Consider the following 20,235-nt stretch of genomic DNA (forward strand, 5'->3'; position numbering starts at 1 on the left):
AGTGCCTATGTCGCGCTACCTTTTTTTATCCCTCTGCATGATTTTTTCAGCGGCCCACGCCGACGAAAAAACCACCGCGAACGACGCTCATGATCTGGCCTACAGCCTCGGTGCCAGCCTGGGCGAACGCTTGCGCCAGGAAGTCCCACAGTTGCAGATCCAGGCGCTGGTGGACGGCTTGCAACAGGCCTATCAAGGCAAGCCGCTGGCGTTGAGTGAAGCGCGGATCGAACAGATTCTGGCCGATCATGAATCGCAGAATGCCGAGCACGCCGCGATGCCTACGAGCGACGCCGCGATGGAAAACGAGCAGCGCTTTCTGACCGCCGAAAAAGCCAAACCGGGGGTGAAGGAACTCGCCGACGGCATCCTGCTCACCGAGCTTGCGCACGGCACCGGCGCCAAGGCTGGTCCCGATGGAAAAGTGCAGGTGTTGTATATCGGTCGTTTGCCAGACGGCACGGTGTTCGATCAGAACACTCAGCCGCAATGGTTCAACCTCGACAGCGTGATTGCCGGTTGGCGCACCGCTTTGCAGAACATGCCGGTGGGTGCCAAATGGCGACTGGTGATTCCATCGGATCAAGCCTATGGCGCCGATGGTGCTGGCGACTTGATCGCGCCATTCACACCACTGGTGTTTGAAGTCGAATTGCGCGGTGCGACGAGTTGATCAGGCATAAAAAAACGGTGCGCTTTGGGCGCACCGTTTTTTATTGAAAAAGCCAATCAGGCCTGAACCGGATCCTCTGTTTTGTGTGCGGTATGCAGCACTTCAATCAGGCAGTCTTCCAGCTCGAAGCGTTCGTGAAGCAGTCCACCGAGTTCCTTGAACTTCTCTGCAACGCATTTACCGTCATCGCAAAGATCGTTGAACGCGAGGAGTTTTTCAGTGATGACATCAATGCGCGGATAGATCCTTTCGGCGAGTTCAAGACCGCGAGTGTCGCCGAATGCCTTGGCCTCACCGGTCAACTGTTCGTAGATTTCGAAGTGTCCAGCCGATACGTAGTCGACCAGCACGCCGCAGAACTCCTGCAAGGGTTTGCGATTCTCGGACAACGCCTGAGGCTCCGCACCGAGCTTGTCGTAGGCGCCAATCAGCTCCTCACGCTCTTGCAACCAGCGGTCGATCAGCAGATGAACTCCACCCCAACGTTCCTGAGCATTCTGACAACTTTCGAGCATGGCGATCTCTCTTCCCTTGTGGGTCATGCTGCTCTACACCCGCGTCCCGCTTTTGGTTTTGGCTTGGGGGACGGCCGGGCAGAGCGTCATCGAGCAACATAAATCCAATGACACGTGGGGGCCAGATTATGCCCGCACGCCTGTGGCTTCAAGGTACGCAGGAGATAAAGTTCATACAAGTGTTTAATCCCTGATCAGCTTCCGGTGCGACGCTTCGCCGCCGGGCGGTCGTTGCAGAGCACTCCAGACCAGCCGCAACAATTGATAAACGGCAAGAATCGACACCGCTACAAAGAACAACAAACTCCACTCCGGGATACTCAGATCGAACAGGGTCCAGGAGATTTCGGCGCAATCGGCACCGCCGTTAAACATCTTTTGCAACGCGCAGATCCACGGCAAAGCGCTGAACATCGTTTCCGGCGGCGGGGCACAATTGAGCATTTGCAGCACAGGATCACTTTGAATCAATACTTGCCGCCAGGCCGCTGTGGTGCCCCCCAGACTCGCGCCCAGCGCAAACAGCCAGTAGAGCCACAGACCGACACGTTTGGGACCGTGCACCGCCGCCAGACCACAAGAGGCGCACAGCAGCGTGAGGAACAGGCGCTGCACCAGGCATAGGCTGCACGGCGTCAGGCCGACCGCGTATTCAAGATAATAGGAAGCTCCCAGAGCAAAGGCCCCCGCAGTGAAAGCCATGAAGAACAAGGAGCGTGAGCAGGCCAACGACATGGCTTTTCCGTAACAGTAGAGACAGACGGTTACGGTAGAGGAAAGCGTGTCAGCCTTTCAAGGCAACGCCCTGCCGACAGTTCACCAGATGTGTAGGGAAAACCCGACAGGTTCGAGAGGAATAGGTGTAGTCCACTGTAGGACTTTGCCCCTGACGCGCCTTGAAGTTAAATTTTCGGTCGCCAAACGGGAACGAGGGAGCGACCTCCCTCGTGACTTCAGACGTGCGCCGGGACCGGCAGAGGCGCGGCCAGCAGGCGCTCGTCCAGCAGCCCCAGTCCTTCCTGAAACAACTGATTGCTGCGATCAGTGTCGCCCAGTTGCGCGAGCAAGCGCGCCAGTTCCGCACAGGCTTCCGGATTGCGCTGCACACGCAGGCTGCTTTCCAGATAATCCCGCGCCTTGCCCCATAGACTGGTTTGCAGACACAGACGCCCCAACGTCAAGAGCAGGCCTGGATCGTTCGGATGATCCTTTAGCCAGCCTTCAGCGGTTTGCAATTGACGCGCCGGATCGCTGCCGCGAACCAGGCCATAAAGACGTGCCAGATGGCTGTCGTAATTGCGTTTGAGGGCCGTACGCAGCACTTCTTCTGCCTCCACCTGAGCACCTAGCTGACGCAATTGCTCGGCGTAAGCCAACACCAGCGGCGACTCCTGGCGCTGCGCCGAAGTCAGTTGCTGCCAGGCGCGATTGAGGGACTGCAGGCCCACGGAGCCATCCTCTTCGCGCTGTGCAGCCAACGACAGGTTCTCACCCCAGGCACGGCGTTCCAGTTCAGCCAGCTCGGCGCGTGGCAGGACTTTGTCCTTGCGCAGTTCAGGCAGCAATCGAATCACCGCGGACCATTCGCCGCGCTGTTGATACAGGCGCTGCAACTGGCGCAGCGTCTGCACATTGTGTGGATGACGCTCGTGCATCGCTTGCAATGTCACCAGCGCGCCGTCGGTATCGCCGCGGTCGGTCTGCAACTGTGCATGACTCAGAGCAATCGCCAGCTCAGCTTGTGGCTGACGCTCCAGAGCGCGCTCCAGCAGGCCATCACAATCCTCGTAATTGCCTTGTTCGTTGGCCGCGCGGGCAGCACCGAGATAGTAAAGGAGAGGCTGGCGCTCGGCTTCGGCAGCACGATACAAATGACGCTGAGCACTGGCCCAGCGACCTTCTGCCAGATCCAGTTGGCCATGCTCGATTGCCACCTGTACCCGCCGACTGCGGTTGCGCCGCGACCATGGATTGACCACGCCACTGGACGTCATGACCAACTCGACCAACGCCTTGATGCCCCAGACCAGCAACCACAACACCGCGATCAGCGCCAACGTCGCCCACAGACTCGACTCGTAGCGGAAGGACTTGTAGGCCACCAGCACGTAACCGGAATGCTCGGCAATCGCCAGGCCCAATGCTGCCGTCGCGGCGATCACCAGAAACACGATCACATACAGACGTTTCATGGTGTGGCCTCCTGCGCGGTGTTGGCGGCAGGTTTGGCGAAGGGTTTCACCGATTCCTCGGCGTTGACAGTGCGCCGCTCCAGATAGGCTTGCACCGCACTCAGGGTGCCGGTCAGATCCGGGGTGTTGACCGTGACCGGCTCCTTGCTCAGCTCGGCAACCTGCTCAAGCATCACTTTGCTTTGCGGATTGTCCGGGTTGAAGTTGCCATGCAACACGTCCCGCGCCTCGGTCAGCGCCTGGCTGTACACCGGCGCCTGACCATTGAGCGCCGCCCACTGCGCCTGTTCCAGCGCCAGGCTCAGCGCCAGGCGCACCTGGCTCAGGCTCTGCCCGGCCAGCAGTGGCTTCACATTCTTGTCAGCGTTGAAATCAATACGAATGTAGCGAGAGACCTCATCCCACCACTGTGCCCAGCGACTGGCGCCGTCACCATCGGCCGTCAGGCCGAGCAGCGACTCGCCGCGATCCTTGTACTCCGGCGCCAGTTCGGTAAGGCCGATGACCTGATCACGCAGCGCCCCCAGACGCAGGAACAACCCGGTGCGATCCGGCTGCTCGGTGCTGCGCAATGCGACGAGGGTTTTGGCCACTTGCTCACGAGCAGCGAAAGAGCCGGGGTCGTTTTGCTCGCGAAGAATTTCGTCGGCGCCCTGCACCAGGGCTTGAGCGCTGCTGATGTCCTGCAACGCCGAAAGACGCAGGCTGGCCAGACGCAGCAGGTGTTCGGCCTCGGCCAGACGCCAATCCTTGCGACTGGCGCCAAGGACGGTTTCCAGACGTTGACTCAGTCGTTGCTGATCACCCTGAAGCTGAGCCACCAGCCGCTGGCGATCAGCAAGTTCGTCGGCGCCCGGCAACTGCGCGAGACGCTCGCTCAGCCGCTGCTCGCTGAGCTTCAGGCTCTGCGCTTGATCATTCAACGCCTGGACCTGACCCGACTGCTGCTCAGTGTTGGTTTGCAGGTGACGCACCTGCCAGACACCCCAACCACCGATCGCAACACCGGCAGCACCGAGCAACAGGGCGACGATGGCCAGTCCATTGCCTCGGCGCGGCTCTTTGGCCGGCGGTGGGGTTTCAACCTGCTTTTCAAGCACAGGCTGGACGTCATCTTTAGGCAAGGCTGTTTCGCTCACGTATCCATCCTTTGCATTAGAAAACGGGCACGGGATGCTCCCGTAGCGCCGTCAGCAAAGCCGCGGCACTCGCGCCGCGACAATCCACAACTGTTTGGGCCCCGGCGGCAACTGCCAGCTCGGCGACCCTTGGGCTTGGAACAAACAACGGCAACTGCGCAATCGCAGGCCATGCATCACCGGCCATCCGGCGCAGATGCTCAAAACCCTGTCCACTGCTGACCACCAGCCCATTCAAGCGTTCCGCTTCGATACGCCACGGCAACTCTCGCGGCGCATACGCTGGCAGATCGCGTCGATACAACTCCAAGTACTCGACACTAGCACCAAGCTCGCGCAAGCGCTCGGCGAGCAGCTCGCGGCCGCCCTCCCCACGCAGGATCAAAACCTGCGAACCGGGCCGGGCCACAGCTTCACCCAGACGCGGCAATTGCAGCAAGGCTTCGCTGTCATCGCCTTCTGCCGGGAAGCTCACATCGAGGCCGTGATCCTTGAGAATCTGCGCAGTCGCCGCACCGACGCTAAACCACGGCATCGCCAGAGACTGCATGCCATGGGCCTTGAGCAGATCCACTGCAATTCTTGCCGCCGGTTTGCTCACCACGATCACCGCGCTGCAACCGGGCAGCCTCGTAATCGCCTGACGTATTTTGTCAGAGACCGGCAGTGGTGCAATTTCCAAAAGCGGCAGGCAATTGCTGAAAACCCCCTGCGCGGCCAACGTCTCGGCGAGCGCCGCACAGTCATCGGCAGGGCGCGTCAGCAGCAGGCGCCAACCGGTCACTCGTGACCTGCCTCGCCGTACACCGCTTTGAGAATGTCAGCGGCACCCTGGCTGAGCAGGTCTTCAGCGACCCGCACGCCCAAGGTTTCGGCATCCGCGCGCGGCGCCCGGGCTTGGGCGCTGAGCAGCTTGCCGCCGCTCGGTTCGCCCACCAGACCACGCAACCACAATTGCTCGCCTTCGAGCACGGCGTAGCAGGCGATCGGCACTTGGCAGCCGCCATTCAAATGTTTGTTGAGTGCGCGTTCGGCCGTGACACGCGAAGTGGTATCGGCGTGATGCAGTGGCGCCAGCAAAGCGTGAATTTCAGTATCGGCGCTGCGGCACTCGATGCCGACCGCGCCCTGACCACCGGCCGGCAGGCTGTCGTCGACACTGATGGCCGACGTGATGCGGTCTTCGAAACCGAGGCGAATCAGCCCGGCCGCCGCGAGGATGATCGCGTCATACTCCCCGGCATCGAGCTTGGCCAGACGAGTGTTGACGTTGCCGCGCAGGAAACGGATTTCCAGATCCGGGCGGCGGGTGAGCAACTGCGCCTGACGACGCAGACTGGAGGTGCCGACGATGCTACCGGCTGGCAAGGCATCAAGACTGGCATAGGTATTGGAAACGAAAGCGTCGCGCGGATCTTCACGCTCGCAGATACAGAACAGTCCCAGACCTTCAGGAAAGTCCATCGGCACGTCTTTCATCGAATGGACGGCGATGTCGGCTTCGTTTTCCAGCAGCGCGGTTTCCAGTTCCTTGACGAACAGGCCCTTGCCGCCGATCTTCGACAGCGGCGAGTCGAGCAGCTTGTCGCCGCGACTGACCATGGGCACCAGCGTCACCAGCAGACCCGGATGGGCCGCTTCCAGACGGGCTTTGACGTATTCGGCCTGCCAAAGGGCCAGTGCACTTTTTCGGGTGGCGATGCGGATTTCGCGAGAAGACATGGATCAATCCGTACTGAATAGATACGGCGGATAATAACAGCTCAGTCAAATCCACTTTGACTTGAATCAGAAACGGCGCGGCCTCCCTGGCCTGCGATGCCCGGTAAAGAGAAATGTGAACCGCCCGGAAAGGCCAGGTTACAGGCCCTGCATCATTTTGCGCACACCCGCCACATGCCGGCGGCTGACAATCAACGCGTCGCCATTGAGCCCTTTCAGAAAGAGCTGGAAATGCCCCAGCGGCGTGCGTTGCAGACGTTCGATCCGGTCGCGGGCGACCAGCGCGTTACGGTGGATGCGCACAAAGCGTTCACCAAATTCGTCTTCAAGGGCCTTGAGCGGTTCGTCCAGCAGCACCTCGCCAGACTCGTGGCGCAAGGTCACGTATTTATGGTCGGCGATGAAGTAGACCACCTGATCCAGCGGGATCAGTTCGATACCTTTGCGGGTGCGAGCGCTGATGTGACTGCGCGGGCCGTTGCCGCTTTCGGCAGCGGGACGGGTCAGGGCCGAGAGTTGCGCCCGGCTGGGACGCTCAGCCCGTTTCAGGGCGTCATGCAAGTGTTCGGTTCGCACAGGTTTCACCACATAGCCCACGGCGCTGGCCTGCAGGGCTTCCACGGCAAATTCATCGGGACTGGTGCAAAACACCACGGCCGGCGGCGTTTCTCGTTCGCACAGACGGGCAGCGACCTGCAGGCCGTCCAGGCCCGGCATGCGGATATCGATCAGCACGATATCCGGTTTGTGGCTGTCGATCAGTGCCAACGCCTCTTCGCCATTCGTAGCGCTGGGCTCCAGGACTGTATAACCCTCAAGCTCGCTCACCATTCGGCTGAGGCGCTCGCGAGCCAGTGGTTCGTCATCAACGATCAGGACATTCATATTGCGCTGGATTCCTGCGTGAGTCTCGCACAAGGATAGCGTAGACAGGTGGAGTGACGTCCGTCACCGCGATCCACGCTAAGACTAGTCCGAGCACCAAAAAGTGCCGTACGTCGGCCAGCAATATTTGCCAGTGTCCGGGTCGTACTGCTCAAAGCCCGCTGTTTCCCGCGTTTTTCACGCCGTTTGTCCAAGGACAATACACCCACCCCCTTATTATCAGTCGGCGGCCAGACCCTTTCGCGATCTGCACTCGCGCCGACCCTTATGTCCAACTGTAGACGCTCGTCGGGCCGATATTGCTCAATCGGAAAATATCCTTGCGCAAATCCCCCGGCGACCGCGACGACTATGGACGAGCAGATGAGAAAAAAACGTATCGACCAGTGTCAGCGACAGCAATGGCAACCCTGTTATTATCCGCGCCAGCGTTTCACGCCTTTTTCTTCAAGCCGATACGAGCGAATTCATGAGCACTGACAAGACCAATCAGTCCTGGGGCGGCCGCTTCAGTGAACCCGTCGACGCCTTCGTCGCCCGCTTCACCGCCTCCGTCACTTTCGACCAGCGCCTGTATCGCCACGACATCATGGGCTCGATCGCCCACGCCACCATGCTGGCCAAGGTCGGTGTGCTGACAGATGCCGAGCGCGACAGCATCATCGACGGCCTGAAGACCATTCAGGGCGAAATCGAAGCCGGCCAGTTCGACTGGCGCATCAAACTCGAAGACGTGCACATGAACATCGAAGCGCGCCTGACTGATCGCATCGGTATCACTGGCAAGAAGTTGCATACCGGGCGCAGCCGCAACGACCAGGTCGCCACCGACATCCGCCTGTGGCTGCGTGACGAGATCGACCTGATCCTCGCCGAAATCACCCGCCTGCAAAAAGGCCTGCTGGAGCAAGCCGAGCGCGAAGCCGCGAGCATCATGCCGGGCTTCACCCATTTGCAGACTGCACAGCCAGTGACCTTCGGGCACCACATGCTGGCCTGGTTCGAAATGCTCAGCCGCGACTACGAACGCCTGGTCGACTGCCGCAAGCGCACCAACCGCATGCCCCTGGGCAGCGCCGCACTCGCTGGCACCACCTACCCGATCGACCGCGAATACACCGCGCAACTGCTGGGCTTCGACGCCGTGGGCGGCAACTCGCTGGACAACGTATCCGATCGTGATTTCGCCATCGAATTCTGTTCGGCCGCGAGCATCGCGATGATGCACCTGTCGCGTTTCTCCGAAGAGCTGGTGCTGTGGACCAGCGCGCAATTCCAGTTCATCGATTTGCCGGATCGTTTCTGCACCGGCAGTTCGATCATGCCGCAAAAGAAAAACCCCGACGTGCCAGAACTGGTGCGCGGCAAGACCGGCCGTGTGTTCGGTGCGCTGATGGGCTTGCTGACCTTGATGAAAGGCCAGCCGCTGGCCTACAACAAGGACAATCAGGAAGACAAAGAGCCGCTGTTCGACGCCGCCGACACGCTGCGCGATTCGCTGCGTGCGTTCGCCGACATGATCCCGGCGATCAAGCCGAAACACGCGATCATGCGTGAAGCGGCGCTGCGCGGTTTCTCCACCGCAACCGATCTGGCCGACTACCTCGTACGCCGTGGCCTGCCGTTCCGTGATTGCCACGAAATCGTCGGCCACGCCGTGAAGTACGGCGTCGACACCGGCAAGGATCTGGCCGAGATGAGCCTGGAAGAACTGCGTCAGTTCAGCGATCAGATCGAGCAGGACGTGTTTGCCGTGCTGACCCTGGAAGGCTCGGTGAATGCCCGTGACCACATCGGCGGCACTGCGCCAGCGCAGGTCAAGGCAGCGGTTGCGCGCGGACAGGCACTGATCGCCAGCCGCCAAAAGGCCTAAAGCTTCGCGAGCAAGCCCGCTCCCGCAGGGAATTTATGGTGTTCACACATTGGGTGTTCACCACAGGTTCTGTGCGGGAGCGGGCTTGCTTGCGAAGGGTGACGTGAAAACGCTACAGAACCTACTTCTTGGCCGCGATCATCGCCAAAAACGCCGGCATCGCCGCCTCTTTATCCGCCGCAATTTTCTGCACATGCGGATTCTGCTCAAGCCGCTCCAGTAGCGCTTTCGCCTGCGGCATCTCTGCCAGCAAATCAATGCCGAACAACTTCTGCCCTACTGCGCAGGACAACGGCACGCTGTAGAGGAAGTACAGATCCGCGATGCTCAGGCTGTCGCCGGCCACATACGGGGCGAATTTGCCATGTCGGCCCAGCGCCGCAAAACCCAGCAGCAACTCGGTCCCGGTCTTTTCCTTGATCGCCTCCGGCAGCGTCATGCCGAAGAAGGCTTCGCCATAACAGGCGCGTCCCGGCAGCTCGATATACAACTCGATCTCTTTGGCAATCGCCAGCACCTGCGCGCGCTCGAATGGATCGCTTGGCAGCAGCGGCGTGCCTTTGTGCGTCTGTTCGAGGTATTCGAGAATGATCGCTGTTTCATTGATGAACCCGCCGTCGACGCCCAGCACCGGCACTTTGCCGCGCGGGCTGATCGCCAGCGAATCCGGGGTCTGCGCGGGGTAAAACGTGACCTCTTCGAACGGCAGGCCTTTTTCCATCAACGCCAGCTTGACCATGTTGTAGTAGTTACTGACAGAGAATCCATAAAGCTTGAACATCACATAGCCTCCAGGCCGTGCGGGGGGAGTGGGCAGTGCCTGTTTATAGATCGCATACGCGATTCCCGCCAGCAGCATCACGCCACTGAATGCGGGTAAACTGGCGACTTTCCTTGAGGAGCCTGCCATGAGCGAGCCGACAGACATCAATACTGACGACGACGAAGAGTTCACCGAGACCACGCTGATCGAAGCCATCGAAAACCAGATCGAAAGCGACAACCCGCCTGCGGCCAAGGCAACCTTCAACAAGTTGACCCTGGTCGGTTACGAGCGTGAGGATATCCTCAACTTGATGGCCCACGTTCTGGCCTACGAAATCGACGCCATGCTCGATGACGACCGCGCCTTCAATACCGAATGGTATGAGACCGCGTTGCGTGCGCTGCCTGAGTTGCCACCCGAAAAGCAATAGTCGCCGCTTGCCCTGTGGGGGCCTGCTCGCGAAAAGGCCGAACCATTGGAAATATGCGGTGCCTGACGCGCCGCATTCGCGAGCAGGCTCGCTCACACACAATTTCTCACCCCTCCATCCGGCCTTCTGCCAGCCCCTGACTACACTGGAATTCGCCCCCAGACAAAAACCCTGACGCGCACACTGGACAGTCCGCGCCGGCAGGTTCACCTTAGGGGCGCTGTCGTCCAATTCCTAGAAAGTCTGGAGTCCTTATGTCGCTTACCCCTGAGCTGGTTGCCGAACTGGAAGTCCTCGCACTCTTCAACCTGGACAGTTCCCAGGAAGGTTTGAAAATTCATCAGACCGCTGCCCCGAAACACATCGCCGCTGCCAAACGCCTCTTCGAAAAAGAACTGACCGACCAGCCTGATGGCGGGTATCTGACCAGCCTGGGTCGCGATGCTGCGCAAAACGTGCAAACCGTGCTGACGATTCTGAGAGAGCAAGAAACCGCCTGACCCTTCCCGACTTTGCCCACGGGAACTCCTGCCACGGGATTTCCGCGGGCCCATCCGTTCGCCAGCCATCACCTCGCGATATAAATCTGACGTCAAAAAACAAATTCAGCTTAAAAGTCCCTCTGCGCAAAGGCTAAACTGCCCCACATTCCGAGCCCCTTAACGTCCGAGCCCGCGAGCCGGTTTGAGCTGACATGACGCGCACCCACGAAATCCGCCCCGACCTGGACGAGGGAATTGACCGCAAGGTCCTCAGCCAACTGCGTGCGCGTTTTCTCAAACTCAATGAAGGTCGTCTGGGCCGCGCACTGGAAGGTCTGTCGACGCGCCAGCAAAGCGTGCTGACGCTGTTGCCGCTGTTCTTTCATGTCAATCATCCGCTGCTGCCGGGCTACGTTTCAGGCAGCACGCCGGCGGGCCTGTCCAATTACGAGCCAGACGCCAACGCCCTCGCCGAAGCCCAACGCCTGACCCGATCGTTCTCCTACAAGCCGCGCCACGGCAGTAATCCACCGCGCCCGATTCACGGCCTGTTCCTGATGGGCAGCCTCGGCACGCTGGCCCAGGCCGATCAGAGCGACATGGACGTGTGGGTCTGCCACGCGCCGGACCTGAACGAAAGCGAACTCGCCGAGTTGCGCAAAAAATGTCAGTTGCTGGAAACCTGGGCGGCTACCCAGGGCGCCGAGGCGCATTTTTTCCTGATCGATCCGGTCCGCTTCGTCAAAGGTGAGCGCGACACCCAGCTCAGTTCCGAAGACTGCGGCACCACTCAGCACTATCTGCTGCTGGACGAGTTCTACCGCACCGCAATCTGGCTGGCCGGGCGCACGCCAATCTGGTGGCTGGTGCCGGTTTACCAAGAAACGGCCTACGATACTTACACTCACACGCTGATTTCCAAGCGCTTCATCCGCGCCGACGAGACCCTCGACCTCGGACATCTGGCGACGATTCCGCCGGGGGAGTTCATCGGCGCCGGGTTGTGGCAGCTGTTCAAGGGCATCGAGTCACCCTACAAGTCGGTGCTCAAACTGCTGCTGACCGAGGTCTACGCCAGCGAACACCCCAAGGTGCATTGCCTGAGCCTGCGCTTCAAGCAAGCGGTGTTCGCCAACCGGCTGGATCTGGATGAACTGGACCCGTACATGGTCGTGTACCGGCGCATAGAGGAATACCTTACAGCCCGCAACGAGCCAGAGCGCCTGGAACTGGTGCGCCGAGCGCTGTACCTGAAGGTCAACCGCAAACTCACTGGCAATAGCCGCACTCAGAGTTGGCAGCGCGCCTTGCTCGAACGTCTGGCCAGCGAGTGGCATTGGGATCAACGGCAACTGGCGCTGCTCGATAGCCGTAGCCAGTGGAAAGTCCGTCAGGTCAGCGCCGAACGCCGGGCGCTGGTCAACGAGTTGAATTACAGCTATCGCTTCCTGACCCAGTTCGCCCGTACCGAACAGACCGTCAGCCTGATCAACAAACGCGACCTCAACGTTCTCGGTCGTCGTCTATATGCAGCCTTCGAGCGCAAGGCTGACAAGGTCGAGTTCATCAACCCCGGCATCGCCCCCGATCTGGCCGAAGACACCCTGACGCTGGTGCAGTCGCCGAACAAAAAAGAGCCGGGGCAAACCCAGTGGGGGTTGTACAACGGCAGCCTCACGGCACTTGAGTGGGAACACTTCGCGCCGATCAAGCGCAGTCGCCAGCTACTCGAACTGCTGACCTGGTGCCACCGCAACGGCGTGATTGACAGCAGTACCCGACTGGCCCTGCACCCGGGCACGAGTGACCTGAGCGAGTTCGAGCTGTTCAACCTGCTCGGCAGCCTGCAACAGAGCATCGCCCTGCCCTTGCCCACGGTGGCGGAAGAGCCCTTGCTGCGCGCCGCCGTGCCCGGCGAAGTGCTGATTCTGGTCAATGTCGGCGTCGACCCGCTCAAGCATCACCGTGACCTGAACATCGTGATGACCACCGAACGCACCGACTCGCTGAGCTACGCCGGGGTACGCGAAAACCTCGTGCTGACCCTCGATCAGGTCACGCTCAATAGCTGGAACGAAGTGCTGGTCAACCGCTTCGACGGCCCTCATGCGTTGCTTGATTGCCTGCGCGACTATCTCAACAACCTGCCTCGCGGGCCGATGCAACCGTCGCTGAAGGTGCGTTGTTTCTGCCACAACCGCGCGCAGTTCATCGCCCGCCGTGTTGAAGAAATCGTCGACACGGCACAGCATCTGTTGCTCAGCGAGTTGAATCACCGCTACCTGATTCAGGTGCAGCAGCACTATCACGTTCTGGAGTTGGTGCCCGGCCAGGTCAACCATGTCGCCCTTGCCACCCTGCCCGCCTTGCTCGACTACCTCGGCGAAGAACAGCCGAGCTACAGTCCGTTGCATCTGGACCCGATGGCGCTCGATGAACATGACCTGGCGCTGATCCTGCCGATGGGTCAGCCCGAGTCCATTCAGGTGTTCTACCGGATCACCGAGCAACAGGCCGAGTTGTACGTGCTGGATGAGTTCAACGCATTGTGGCAACAACATTTGCCGTATCACGACGAACAGAGTCTGCTGGTGCCGCTGCAACGATTCCTGCAATCGATCCAGTTCCGGCGTGAAGCGGTGCTGCCGATGGATGCCGGCTCCGCTGCCAGCTTCGAGACGTTGTATTACCAGTTATTGCCGTCTGGCCCGGGACGGGCGCGGCGGGTCGAAGCGCGGCCAGCACCGCAGACACCGATCAACAAACCGTTCTACGACGTGCAGGCAATTGTCGGCAAAGCCGCACCGGGGCAAGTGCAGGTCACGCTGTATTGCAATCAACGGGAATTCAGCGAGCTGGAACATGGCGACCAACTGTTCAGCGTGGTCGCCCGGGAAATCGTCGAACAGCGCCGCGAGACCGAGCGCTATCGCTGCTACATCACCGACCTGGACCTGTCGGGCCTGCTCGGTGATGGGCAAAGTTCAAGCAATCTGTATCTACGCTACAAGGCGGATCTGGAGCGCGCCCTGAACGAGGCGCTCGAACAGGTCTGAGGCAGGCTTATTCGCGGAAATCGCCGCCGTTGGCCGGCTGCGATTCGACTTCCAGCAAGGTCAGTTTCAGGGTCTTGCCACCGGGTGCCGGCCAGTCGATGTGCTGACCGACCTTCAGGCCCAGCAGCGCACTGCCAACCGGCGCCAGAATCGAGATCTTGCCTTCATCGGCGTTGGCATCCTTGGGATAAACCAACGTCAGGTGATAATCCTTGCCGCTGCTTTCTTCGCGGCAATGCACGCGGGAGTTCATCGTGACGACATCGGCAGGCACTTCTTCGTGGCTGACCAGGGTATCGGCGCGATCCAGTTCGGTTTGCAGCGCGATAACGCCCGGCAGCGTGTCGTCCAGGCTGTCGATCAGGCGTTCCAGACGCTGCACGTCCAGACGAGTAAGGGTGATGGAAGGTGCGGTCATGATCCGAGCAGACTCCTTTCTTCTGCACACAAAAAAAGCAAAACCCCGCCAAAAAAAGACGGGGTTTTCATCAGGCCTCGATGGGTTGAGGCGTGTTCGGACACTATCACAGCTCAAAAAATATACAAGTCACGCCCTTGTGGCGCGACGTTGCTGTGCCTGCGCGCAAATCACCCGCCGCCGCTCATCGTCTGCCGAACGCCACTCACGAATATCTTCGACATGCCGGAAACAGCCGAGGCAGACCTTTTGTTCGTCCAGCCGGCACACCCCGCTACACGGCGAAGGCACCGCCGGACTGATGTTGCTGTAGAGCGGCTTGGGCGGACGAACGGGAGCGGTGTCAGTCACGGAATCACAGACCTTCGAAGTCGAATTCGGCACCGGCCTGCTGCTTGACGATGCGCTCGAGCATTTCGCCCAACTGCTCTTCGCTCTTGTCGCACATCCAGCGCTCGCTCTCTTCGTCGTAGTCGAAGTGGAAACCACCGGACACGGCCGCCAGCCATAGCTGACGCAATGGCTCCTGACGACTGAAGATCAGCTGCGAGCCGTTTTCGAACTTGACGCTCAGCACGCCGGCCGAACTTTCCAGATCGATATCCAGGTCACTTTCATCAAAGATGTCTTCCAGTTTTTCCTGGGTTTCATCGACCAGATCGTGGAAACGGGCTTCGGACAAACTCATTGCGGCAACCTCAAAAAATGTCTGATCAGGCTCAAGCGCCGAAAGATACGGACGCCGCCGGCCGATTGCAAAGGATAACGACCAAGGACCAAACGCACTACCGGCGGGAGCGGGCTTGCTCGCGAAGAGGCCGGCAAGTTCAACCTGTTCTCGGCCTGACACACCGCTTTTGCGAGCGAGCCCACTCCCACAGGGCATGATGCGTATCCGTGCCCCCGCCGGACGGGAACCCCGTCGCATAGGCAAGCTGCCGGGTGGCCGGTATACTCCGGCGCAATTAACGCATTTTCAAGGATTTCGCCATGAAGCGCCTGATCTCTTCCCTTGCTGCGCTCGTCGCGGTTGCCTGCCTCGTTTCGGCCTGTGGTCAAAAAGGCCCGCTGTACCTGCCGGATGACGATCAGGACCCGGCCGAGCAAGCCCAGTCTTCGCAAAAGCAGCCGTCCAAAGCACACAAGCACGACGTTTACCAATAAGGGATCGCCATGGACGCTTTTAACTACCGTGGCGGGGAGCTGTTCGCGGAAGGTGTGGCGCTGTCCGCCATCGCCGACCGTTTCGGTACGCCCACCTACGTTTATTCGCGCGCACACATCGAAGCCCAGTATCTGGCCTTCGCCGATGCGCTGGCCGGCATGCCGCACCTGGTTTGCTTTGCCGTCAAAGCCAACTCCAACCTCGGCGTTCTGAATGTCCTGGCCCGCCTCGGCGCCGGTTTCGACATCGTTTCGCGTGGGGAACTGGAGCGCGTACTCGCCGCTGGCGGCAGCCCCGACAAGATCGTGTTCTCCGGCGTTGGCAAAACCCGTGACGACATGCGTCGTGCCCTGGAAGTCGGCGTGCACTGCTTCAACGTCGAATCCACTGACGAACTCGAACGCCTGCAAGTCGTCGCCGCCGAGCTGGGCGTTCGCGCCCCGGTTTCATTGCGTGTGAACCCGGACGTCGACGCCGGCACCCACCCGTACATTTCCACCGGTCTCAAAGAGAACAAGTTCGGCATCGCCATTGCCGACGCCGAAGACGTGTACGTGCGCGCCGCGCATCTGCCGAACCTGGAAGTGATCGGTGTCGATTGCCACATCGGCTCGCAACTGACGACGCTGCCGCCCTTCATCGACGCGCTCGATCGCTTGCTGGCTCTGGTCGACCGTCTCGGCGATTGCGGCATTCACCTGCGCCACATCGATCTCGGTGGTGGTTTGGGTGTGCGTTATCGCGATGAAGAGCCGCCATTGGCCGCTGACTACATCAAAGCCGTGCGCGAGCGCCTGGACGGTCGCGATCTGGCGCTGGTGTTCGAGCCGGGCCGTTTCATCGTCGCCAACGCTGGCGTGCTGCTGACGCAGGTCGAATACCTCAAGCATACCGAACACAAAGACTTCGCCATCGTCGACGCGGCCATGAACGACCTGATCCGCCCGGCGCTGTATCAGGCCTGGATGGACGTCACCGCCGTCAAACCACGCGACACGGCCGCGCGCAAGTACGACATCGTCGGCCCGATTTGCGAAACCGGCGACTTCCTCGCCAAGGACCGTGAGCTCGCGCTGGAAGAAGGCGACTTGCTGACCGTGCATTCGGCCGGTGCCTACGGCTTCGTGATGAGCTCCAACTACAACACCCGTGGCCGTGCCGCCGAAGTGTTGGTAGACGGTGACAAGGTATTTGAAGTGCGCCGCCGCGAAACCGTGGCCGAGCTGTTTGCCGGCGAAAGCCTGCTGCCGGAGTAACCCATGCTGCTGCGTTTTACCAAAATGCACGGCCTGGGCAATGACTTCATGGTTCTCGACCTGGTCAGCCAGCACGCGCACATTCAGCCCAAACACGCCAAGCAGTGGGGCGACAGGCACACCGGCATCGGTTTCGACCAGTTGCTGATCGTCGAAGCGCCGAGCAATCCGGACGTGGATTTCCGCTACCGGATCTTCAATTCCGATGGCTCCGAAGTTGAGCAGTGCGGCAACGGTGCGCGCTGCTTCGCCCGCTTCGTGCTCGACAAGCGTCTGACCGCCAAACGCCAGATCCGCGTCGAGACCAAGGGCGGCATCATCGAACTGGACGTGCGTAACGACGGCCAGATCGGTGTGAACATGGGCGCTCCACGCCTGGTGCCGGCGGACATTCCGTTCGAAGCACCGGCGCAGGCTATCAGCTATCAGCTCGAAGTCGACGGCACCACGGTCGAACTGGCCGCCGTGTCGATGGGTAACCCACACGCCGTGCTGCGTGTGCAGGACATCAACAATGCACCGGTGCATGAACTGGGGCCGAAAATCGAACACCACCCGCGCTTCCCGGCGCGGGTCAATGTCGGTTTCCTCCAGGTCATCGACCGCCACCGCGCGCAGTTGCGCGTCTGGGAACGTGGCGCCGGGGAAACCCAGGCCTGCGGCACCGGCGCTTGTGCCGCGGCGGTTGCTGCAATCAGTCAGGGGTGGATGGATTCGCCGCTGTTGATCGACTTGCCCGGCGGGCGTCTGTCCATTGAATGGGCAGGCCCTGGCCAACCGGTGCTGATGACCGGTCCGGCAGTACGTGTATACGAAGGACAAGTGCGTCTTTGAGTGAGCAGAAGCCATGACCGATAAGCCTCAGGTACCCGCCCGACAGTCCGACGAATCAGCGTCCGAGAGCCTGGAGGCGGCAGCGGTTGCCGCATACCTTGAGGCTCATCCGGACTTCTTCGTCGAACACCAGGAACTGCTGCCGGCGATGCGCATTCCCCACCAACGCGGTGACACCGTGTCGCTGGTCGAACGCCAGATGACCATTCTGCGCGACCGCAACATCGAGATGCGTCATCGCCTTTCGCAGTTGATGGACGTCGCCCGCGACAACGACCGGCTGTTTGACAAGACCCGCCGCCTGATCCTCGCCCTGATGGACGCCAGCAGCCTCGAAGACGTGGTCATCTGCGTCGAAGATAGCCTGCGCCAGGACTTTCAGGTGCCTTTTGTCAGCCTCATCCTGCTTGGCGACAACCCGGCCCCGGTCGGCCGCTGGGTCAGCCACGCCGACGCGCAAACCGCCATCGGCGGCTTGCTCACCGAAGGCAAAAGTGTCAGCGGCACCCTGCGTGAACATGAGCTGGACTTCCTGTTTGGCGAAGAACAGCGCAAGCAGATCGGCTCCACCGCCGTGGTCGCCGTCAGCCATCAAGGTATCCACGGGATTCTGGCCATCGCCAGCCGCGACCCGCAGCATTACAAGAGTTCGGTCGGCACGCTGTTCTTAAGCTACATCGCCGAAGTCATGGGCCGCGTGCTGCCACGGGTCAACAGCTCCCTGCGCTCGGTACGCTGAGCATGGAACGGCAACTGGACGCTTACTGCGAACACCTGCGCAGTGAGCGACAGGTGTCGCCGCACACGCTGTCGGCCTACCGCCGCGACCTCGATAAAGTGCTCGGCTGGTGCATCAAGCAGAACATCGCCAGTTGGAGCGCACTGGACATCCAGCGCCTGCGCAGCCTGGTCGCTCGCCTGCATTCACAGGGCCAGTCTTCGCGCAGTCTCGCCCGCTTGTTGTCGGCAGTGCGCGGGCTCTATCACTATCTCAATCGCGAAGGCCTTTGCGACCACGACCCGGCCACCGGTCTGGCGCCCCCGAAAGGCGAACGCCGCCTGCCGAAAACCCTCGACACCGACCGCGCACTGCAACTGCTTGAAGGCGCCGTTGAGGATGATTTTCTGGCACGGCGTGATCAGGCGATTCTGGAGTTGTTCTATTCCTCCGGCCTGCGCCTTTCCGAGCTGACCGGGCTCAATCTCGATCAGCTCGACCTCGCCGACGGCATGGTCCAAGTGCGCGGCAAGGGCAGCAAAACCCGTTTGCTGCCGGTGGGTAAAAAGGCCCGCGAAGCACTGGAGCACTGGCTGCCGTTGCGGGCGATGACCAACCCCGCTGACGACGCCGTGTTCGTCAGCCAGCAAGGCCGGCGCCTTGGCCCGCGAGCGATTCAGGTGCGGGTCAAACTCGCCGGCGAACGCGAACTGGGGCAGAACCTGCATCCGCACATGCTGCGGCACTCCTTCGCCAGCCACTTGCTGGAATCCTCGCAGGATCTGCGCGCGGTGCAGGAACTGCTCGGCCACTCGGACATCAAGACCACGCAGATCTACACCCATCTGGACTTCCAGCACCTGGCGGCGGTCTACGACAGCGCCCATCCACGGGCCAAACGCATGAAAGGCGATGATTCATGAGCATTCAGTTGATCACCTTCGACCTCGACGACACCCTGTGGGATACCGCTCCGGTGATCGCCAGCGCCGAAGCGGTTTTACGCGAATGGTTGAGCGAACACGCACCGAATCTGGGCGCGCTGCCGGTGGAACACTTGTGGTCGATCCGCGAGCGGGTGCTGGCCAATGAACCGGGCCTCAAACACCGCATCAGCGCGCTGCGTCGGCGAGTGCTGTTCCATGCCCTGGAAGAAGCGGGATACACCCACGGCGAAGCCTCGGTTCTGGCGGACAAGAGTTTTGAAGTGTTTCTGCATGCACGGCATCAGATCGAAGTGTTTCCCGAGGTCGAGCCGGTGCTGGAGATTCTCGCCAACCATTACGCCCTCGGCGTGGTCACCAACGGCAATGCCGATGTGCGTCGTTTAGGGCTGGCGGATTACTTCAAGTTCGCGCTGTGCGCCGAGGACATCGGCATTGCCAAACCAGATGCGCGGCTGTTTCACGAAGCCTTGCAGCGTGGTGGCGTGAGCGCTGAGGTGGCCGTACACATTGGCGATCATCCAGGCGACGACATCGCCGGGGCGCAGCAAGCGGGATTACGCGCGGTATGGTTCAACCCGGCGGGCAAAGTCTGGGAAGCGGAGCATTTGCCGGATGCCGAAATTCGCAGCCTGACTGATTTGCCGGCGGTGCTCGCACGCTGGAATGCTTCCTCAAATTGACACACCGCATTCGCGAGCAAGCCCGCTCCCGCGAGGGATAGCGGCGCACCCAAAAAACTTTATTTCAGACATGAAAAAGCCCGCAGCGACGGCGGGCTTTTTCAGCAAGCAAGCGGCACGCCTCAGATAGGGCGGCTGCCGTACTTGTTGTCCGGCTTCTTGGGCGGATCGGCGACCACATTGGCCTCCACTTCCTGCACTTTTCCGCCTCGCGACAGGAACTCTTCCATGGCCTTGGCCAGGGCGTCGCGCTCCTTGTTCTTGGCTTCAATGCTCGGCAACTCGTCAACCGACACCGCAGCCTTGGCTTTGCCTTTGGCAGCCGGGGCCGGCGTATCGTCACCGCCATCGTCGTCAGCAACGTCTTCCGCTGCTGCTTCCAGGCCTTCCTCGGCCTCGTCTTCGTCGCCTACTTCGAGGTCGTCGTTTTCCAGATCATCGTCGCTCATGTTCTACCTCATGACTTGCGAAAAGCAGATTAGTT

At 60.6% G+C, this 20,235-nt stretch carries 23 protein-coding genes and 1 pseudogene; 11 read left to right on the forward strand and 13 right to left on the reverse strand.

What is annotated here, in order from left to right:
- Positions 1-7 precede the first annotated feature (7 nt).
- Entirely contained in the window at positions 8-673 is a 666-nt protein-coding gene (locus AACY11_RS12795) for an FKBP-type peptidyl-prolyl cis-trans isomerase (protein ID WP_339430465.1), read from the forward strand.
- A 56-nt stretch (positions 674-729) separates the two neighbouring features.
- On the opposite strand, the gene rsd is transcribed toward AACY11_RS12795, so the two are convergent.
- The 8 genes and pseudogenes from rsd to AACY11_RS28400 form a co-directional block, all read right to left on the reverse strand.
- Complete coding sequence (gene rsd / locus AACY11_RS12800) at positions 730-1,188, reverse strand: sigma D regulator (RefSeq protein ID WP_339430466.1); 459 nt, start codon at positions 1,186-1,188, stop codon at positions 730-732.
- Positions 1,189-1,371: 183 nt separating this feature from the next.
- Positions 1,372-1,923, reverse strand: a complete 552-nt coding sequence (locus AACY11_RS12805; protein WP_339430467.1) for a disulfide bond formation protein B — start codon at positions 1,921-1,923, stop codon at positions 1,372-1,374.
- A 218-nt stretch (positions 1,924-2,141) separates the two neighbouring features.
- Positions 2,142-3,380: a heme biosynthesis protein HemY gene (locus tag AACY11_RS12810; RefSeq protein WP_339430468.1), complete on the reverse strand. Its 1,239-nt coding sequence runs from the start codon at positions 3,378-3,380 to the stop codon at positions 2,142-2,144.
- The gene (locus tag AACY11_RS12815) at positions 3,377-4,519 is read right to left on the reverse strand and encodes a uroporphyrinogen-III C-methyltransferase (protein ID WP_339430469.1); all 1,143 of its coding nucleotides are present in this window, start codon (positions 4,517-4,519) and stop codon (positions 3,377-3,379) included. Before AACY11_RS12815 ends, AACY11_RS12810 begins: the two co-directional genes overlap by 4 nt.
- A gap of 16 nt (positions 4,520-4,535) precedes the next feature.
- Positions 4,536-5,303 (reverse strand): uroporphyrinogen-III synthase, encoded by a 768-nt coding sequence (locus tag AACY11_RS12820; RefSeq protein WP_339430470.1) that lies wholly within the window; start codon positions 5,301-5,303, stop codon positions 4,536-4,538.
- Positions 5,300-6,241: a hydroxymethylbilane synthase gene (gene hemC, locus AACY11_RS12825; RefSeq protein WP_339494919.1), complete on the reverse strand. Its 942-nt coding sequence runs from the start codon at positions 6,239-6,241 to the stop codon at positions 5,300-5,302. The genes AACY11_RS12820 and hemC overlap by 4 nt, the downstream gene beginning before the upstream one ends.
- A gap of 138 nt (positions 6,242-6,379) precedes the next feature.
- Positions 6,380-7,126, reverse strand: a complete 747-nt coding sequence (locus AACY11_RS12830) for a LytR/AlgR family response regulator transcription factor (protein ID WP_339430472.1) — start codon at positions 7,124-7,126, stop codon at positions 6,380-6,382.
- Positions 7,123-7,263 (reverse strand): annotated as a pseudogene (locus AACY11_RS28400) (sensor histidine kinase); the annotation flags it as partial. The pseudogene AACY11_RS28400 and the gene AACY11_RS12830, both read right to left, overlap by 4 nt.
- A gap of 332 nt (positions 7,264-7,595) precedes the next feature.
- On the opposite strand from AACY11_RS28400, the gene argH reads away from it, so the two are divergent.
- Positions 7,596-8,999: an argininosuccinate lyase gene (gene argH, locus AACY11_RS12835; protein WP_339494920.1), complete on the forward strand. Its 1,404-nt coding sequence runs from the start codon at positions 7,596-7,598 to the stop codon at positions 8,997-8,999.
- A 121-nt stretch (positions 9,000-9,120) separates the two neighbouring features.
- Here the strand turns inward: argH and AACY11_RS12840 are convergent, their stop codons facing one another.
- Positions 9,121-9,780 (reverse strand): glutathione S-transferase family protein, encoded by a 660-nt coding sequence (locus AACY11_RS12840; RefSeq protein WP_339494922.1) that lies wholly within the window; start codon positions 9,778-9,780, stop codon positions 9,121-9,123.
- A 127-nt stretch (positions 9,781-9,907) separates the two neighbouring features.
- On the opposite strand from AACY11_RS12840, the gene AACY11_RS12845 reads away from it, so the two are divergent.
- The 3 genes from AACY11_RS12845 to AACY11_RS12855 all read left to right on the forward strand — a co-directional run bounded on the left by AACY11_RS12845 (position 9,908) and on the right by AACY11_RS12855 (position 13,733).
- Positions 9,908-10,195 carry a hypothetical protein gene (locus AACY11_RS12845; RefSeq protein ID WP_339494924.1) on the forward strand — a complete coding sequence of 96 codons (288 nt, stop codon included), beginning with the start codon at positions 9,908-9,910 and terminating at the stop codon, positions 10,193-10,195.
- Positions 10,196-10,449: 254 nt separating this feature from the next.
- Positions 10,450-10,695, forward strand: a complete 246-nt coding sequence (locus tag AACY11_RS12850) for a TIGR02647 family protein (RefSeq protein ID WP_003229392.1) — start codon at positions 10,450-10,452, stop codon at positions 10,693-10,695.
- Between the two features lie 194 nt (positions 10,696-10,889).
- On the forward strand, positions 10,890-13,733 hold the full coding sequence (locus AACY11_RS12855; RefSeq protein WP_339494926.1) for a class I adenylate cyclase: 2,844 nt from the start codon (positions 10,890-10,892) through the stop codon (positions 13,731-13,733).
- Between the two features lie 7 nt (positions 13,734-13,740).
- Here AACY11_RS12855 and rnk read toward each other — a convergent pair whose 3' ends face one another.
- The 3 genes from rnk to cyaY form a co-directional block, all read right to left on the reverse strand.
- Entirely contained in the window at positions 13,741-14,151 is a 411-nt protein-coding gene (rnk, locus tag AACY11_RS12860) for a nucleoside diphosphate kinase regulator (protein ID WP_221730835.1), read from the reverse strand.
- A 129-nt stretch (positions 14,152-14,280) separates the two neighbouring features.
- On the reverse strand, positions 14,281-14,502 hold the full coding sequence (locus AACY11_RS12865; protein WP_339430477.1) for a DUF1289 domain-containing protein: 222 nt from the start codon (positions 14,500-14,502) through the stop codon (positions 14,281-14,283).
- Between the two features lie 4 nt (positions 14,503-14,506).
- Positions 14,507-14,839, reverse strand: a complete 333-nt coding sequence (gene cyaY, locus AACY11_RS12870) for an iron donor protein CyaY (RefSeq protein WP_339430478.1) — start codon at positions 14,837-14,839, stop codon at positions 14,507-14,509.
- A 302-nt stretch (positions 14,840-15,141) separates the two neighbouring features.
- On the opposite strand from cyaY, the gene lptM reads away from it, so the two are divergent.
- The 6 genes from lptM to AACY11_RS12900 are packed head-to-tail and all read left to right on the forward strand — an operon-like array spanning position 15,142 to position 19,751.
- Complete coding sequence (lptM, locus tag AACY11_RS12875; RefSeq protein WP_007911098.1) at positions 15,142-15,315, forward strand: LPS translocon maturation chaperone LptM; 174 nt, start codon at positions 15,142-15,144, stop codon at positions 15,313-15,315.
- A 9-nt stretch (positions 15,316-15,324) separates the two neighbouring features.
- Positions 15,325-16,572, forward strand: a complete 1,248-nt coding sequence (gene lysA, locus AACY11_RS12880; protein WP_339430479.1) for a diaminopimelate decarboxylase — start codon at positions 15,325-15,327, stop codon at positions 16,570-16,572.
- Positions 16,573-16,575: 3 nt separating this feature from the next.
- The gene (gene dapF, locus AACY11_RS12885; protein ID WP_339430480.1) at positions 16,576-17,406 is read left to right on the forward strand and encodes a diaminopimelate epimerase; all 831 of its coding nucleotides are present in this window, start codon (positions 16,576-16,578) and stop codon (positions 17,404-17,406) included.
- Positions 17,407-17,419: 13 nt separating this feature from the next.
- On the forward strand, positions 17,420-18,145 hold the full coding sequence (locus AACY11_RS12890) for a DUF484 family protein (protein WP_221730839.1): 726 nt from the start codon (positions 17,420-17,422) through the stop codon (positions 18,143-18,145).
- A 2-nt stretch (positions 18,146-18,147) separates the two neighbouring features.
- The gene (gene xerC, locus AACY11_RS12895) at positions 18,148-19,047 is read left to right on the forward strand and encodes a tyrosine recombinase XerC (protein WP_339430481.1); all 900 of its coding nucleotides are present in this window, start codon (positions 18,148-18,150) and stop codon (positions 19,045-19,047) included.
- The gene (locus AACY11_RS12900) at positions 19,044-19,751 is read left to right on the forward strand and encodes an HAD family hydrolase (RefSeq protein ID WP_339430482.1); all 708 of its coding nucleotides are present in this window, start codon (positions 19,044-19,046) and stop codon (positions 19,749-19,751) included. The genes xerC and AACY11_RS12900 overlap by 4 nt, the downstream gene beginning before the upstream one ends.
- 122 nt (positions 19,752-19,873) lie before the next feature.
- Here the strand turns inward: AACY11_RS12900 and sutA are convergent, their stop codons facing one another.
- Positions 19,874-20,200 (reverse strand): transcriptional regulator SutA, encoded by a 327-nt coding sequence (gene sutA / locus AACY11_RS12905; RefSeq protein WP_007920420.1) that lies wholly within the window; start codon positions 20,198-20,200, stop codon positions 19,874-19,876.
- Between the last annotated feature and the right edge of the window lie 35 nt (positions 20,201-20,235).

It is taken from the genome of Pseudomonas sp. RA_105y_Pfl2_P56 (assembly GCF_963970845.1).
Taxonomy (GTDB): Bacteria; Pseudomonadota; Gammaproteobacteria; order Pseudomonadales; family Pseudomonadaceae; genus Aquipseudomonas; species Aquipseudomonas baetica_A.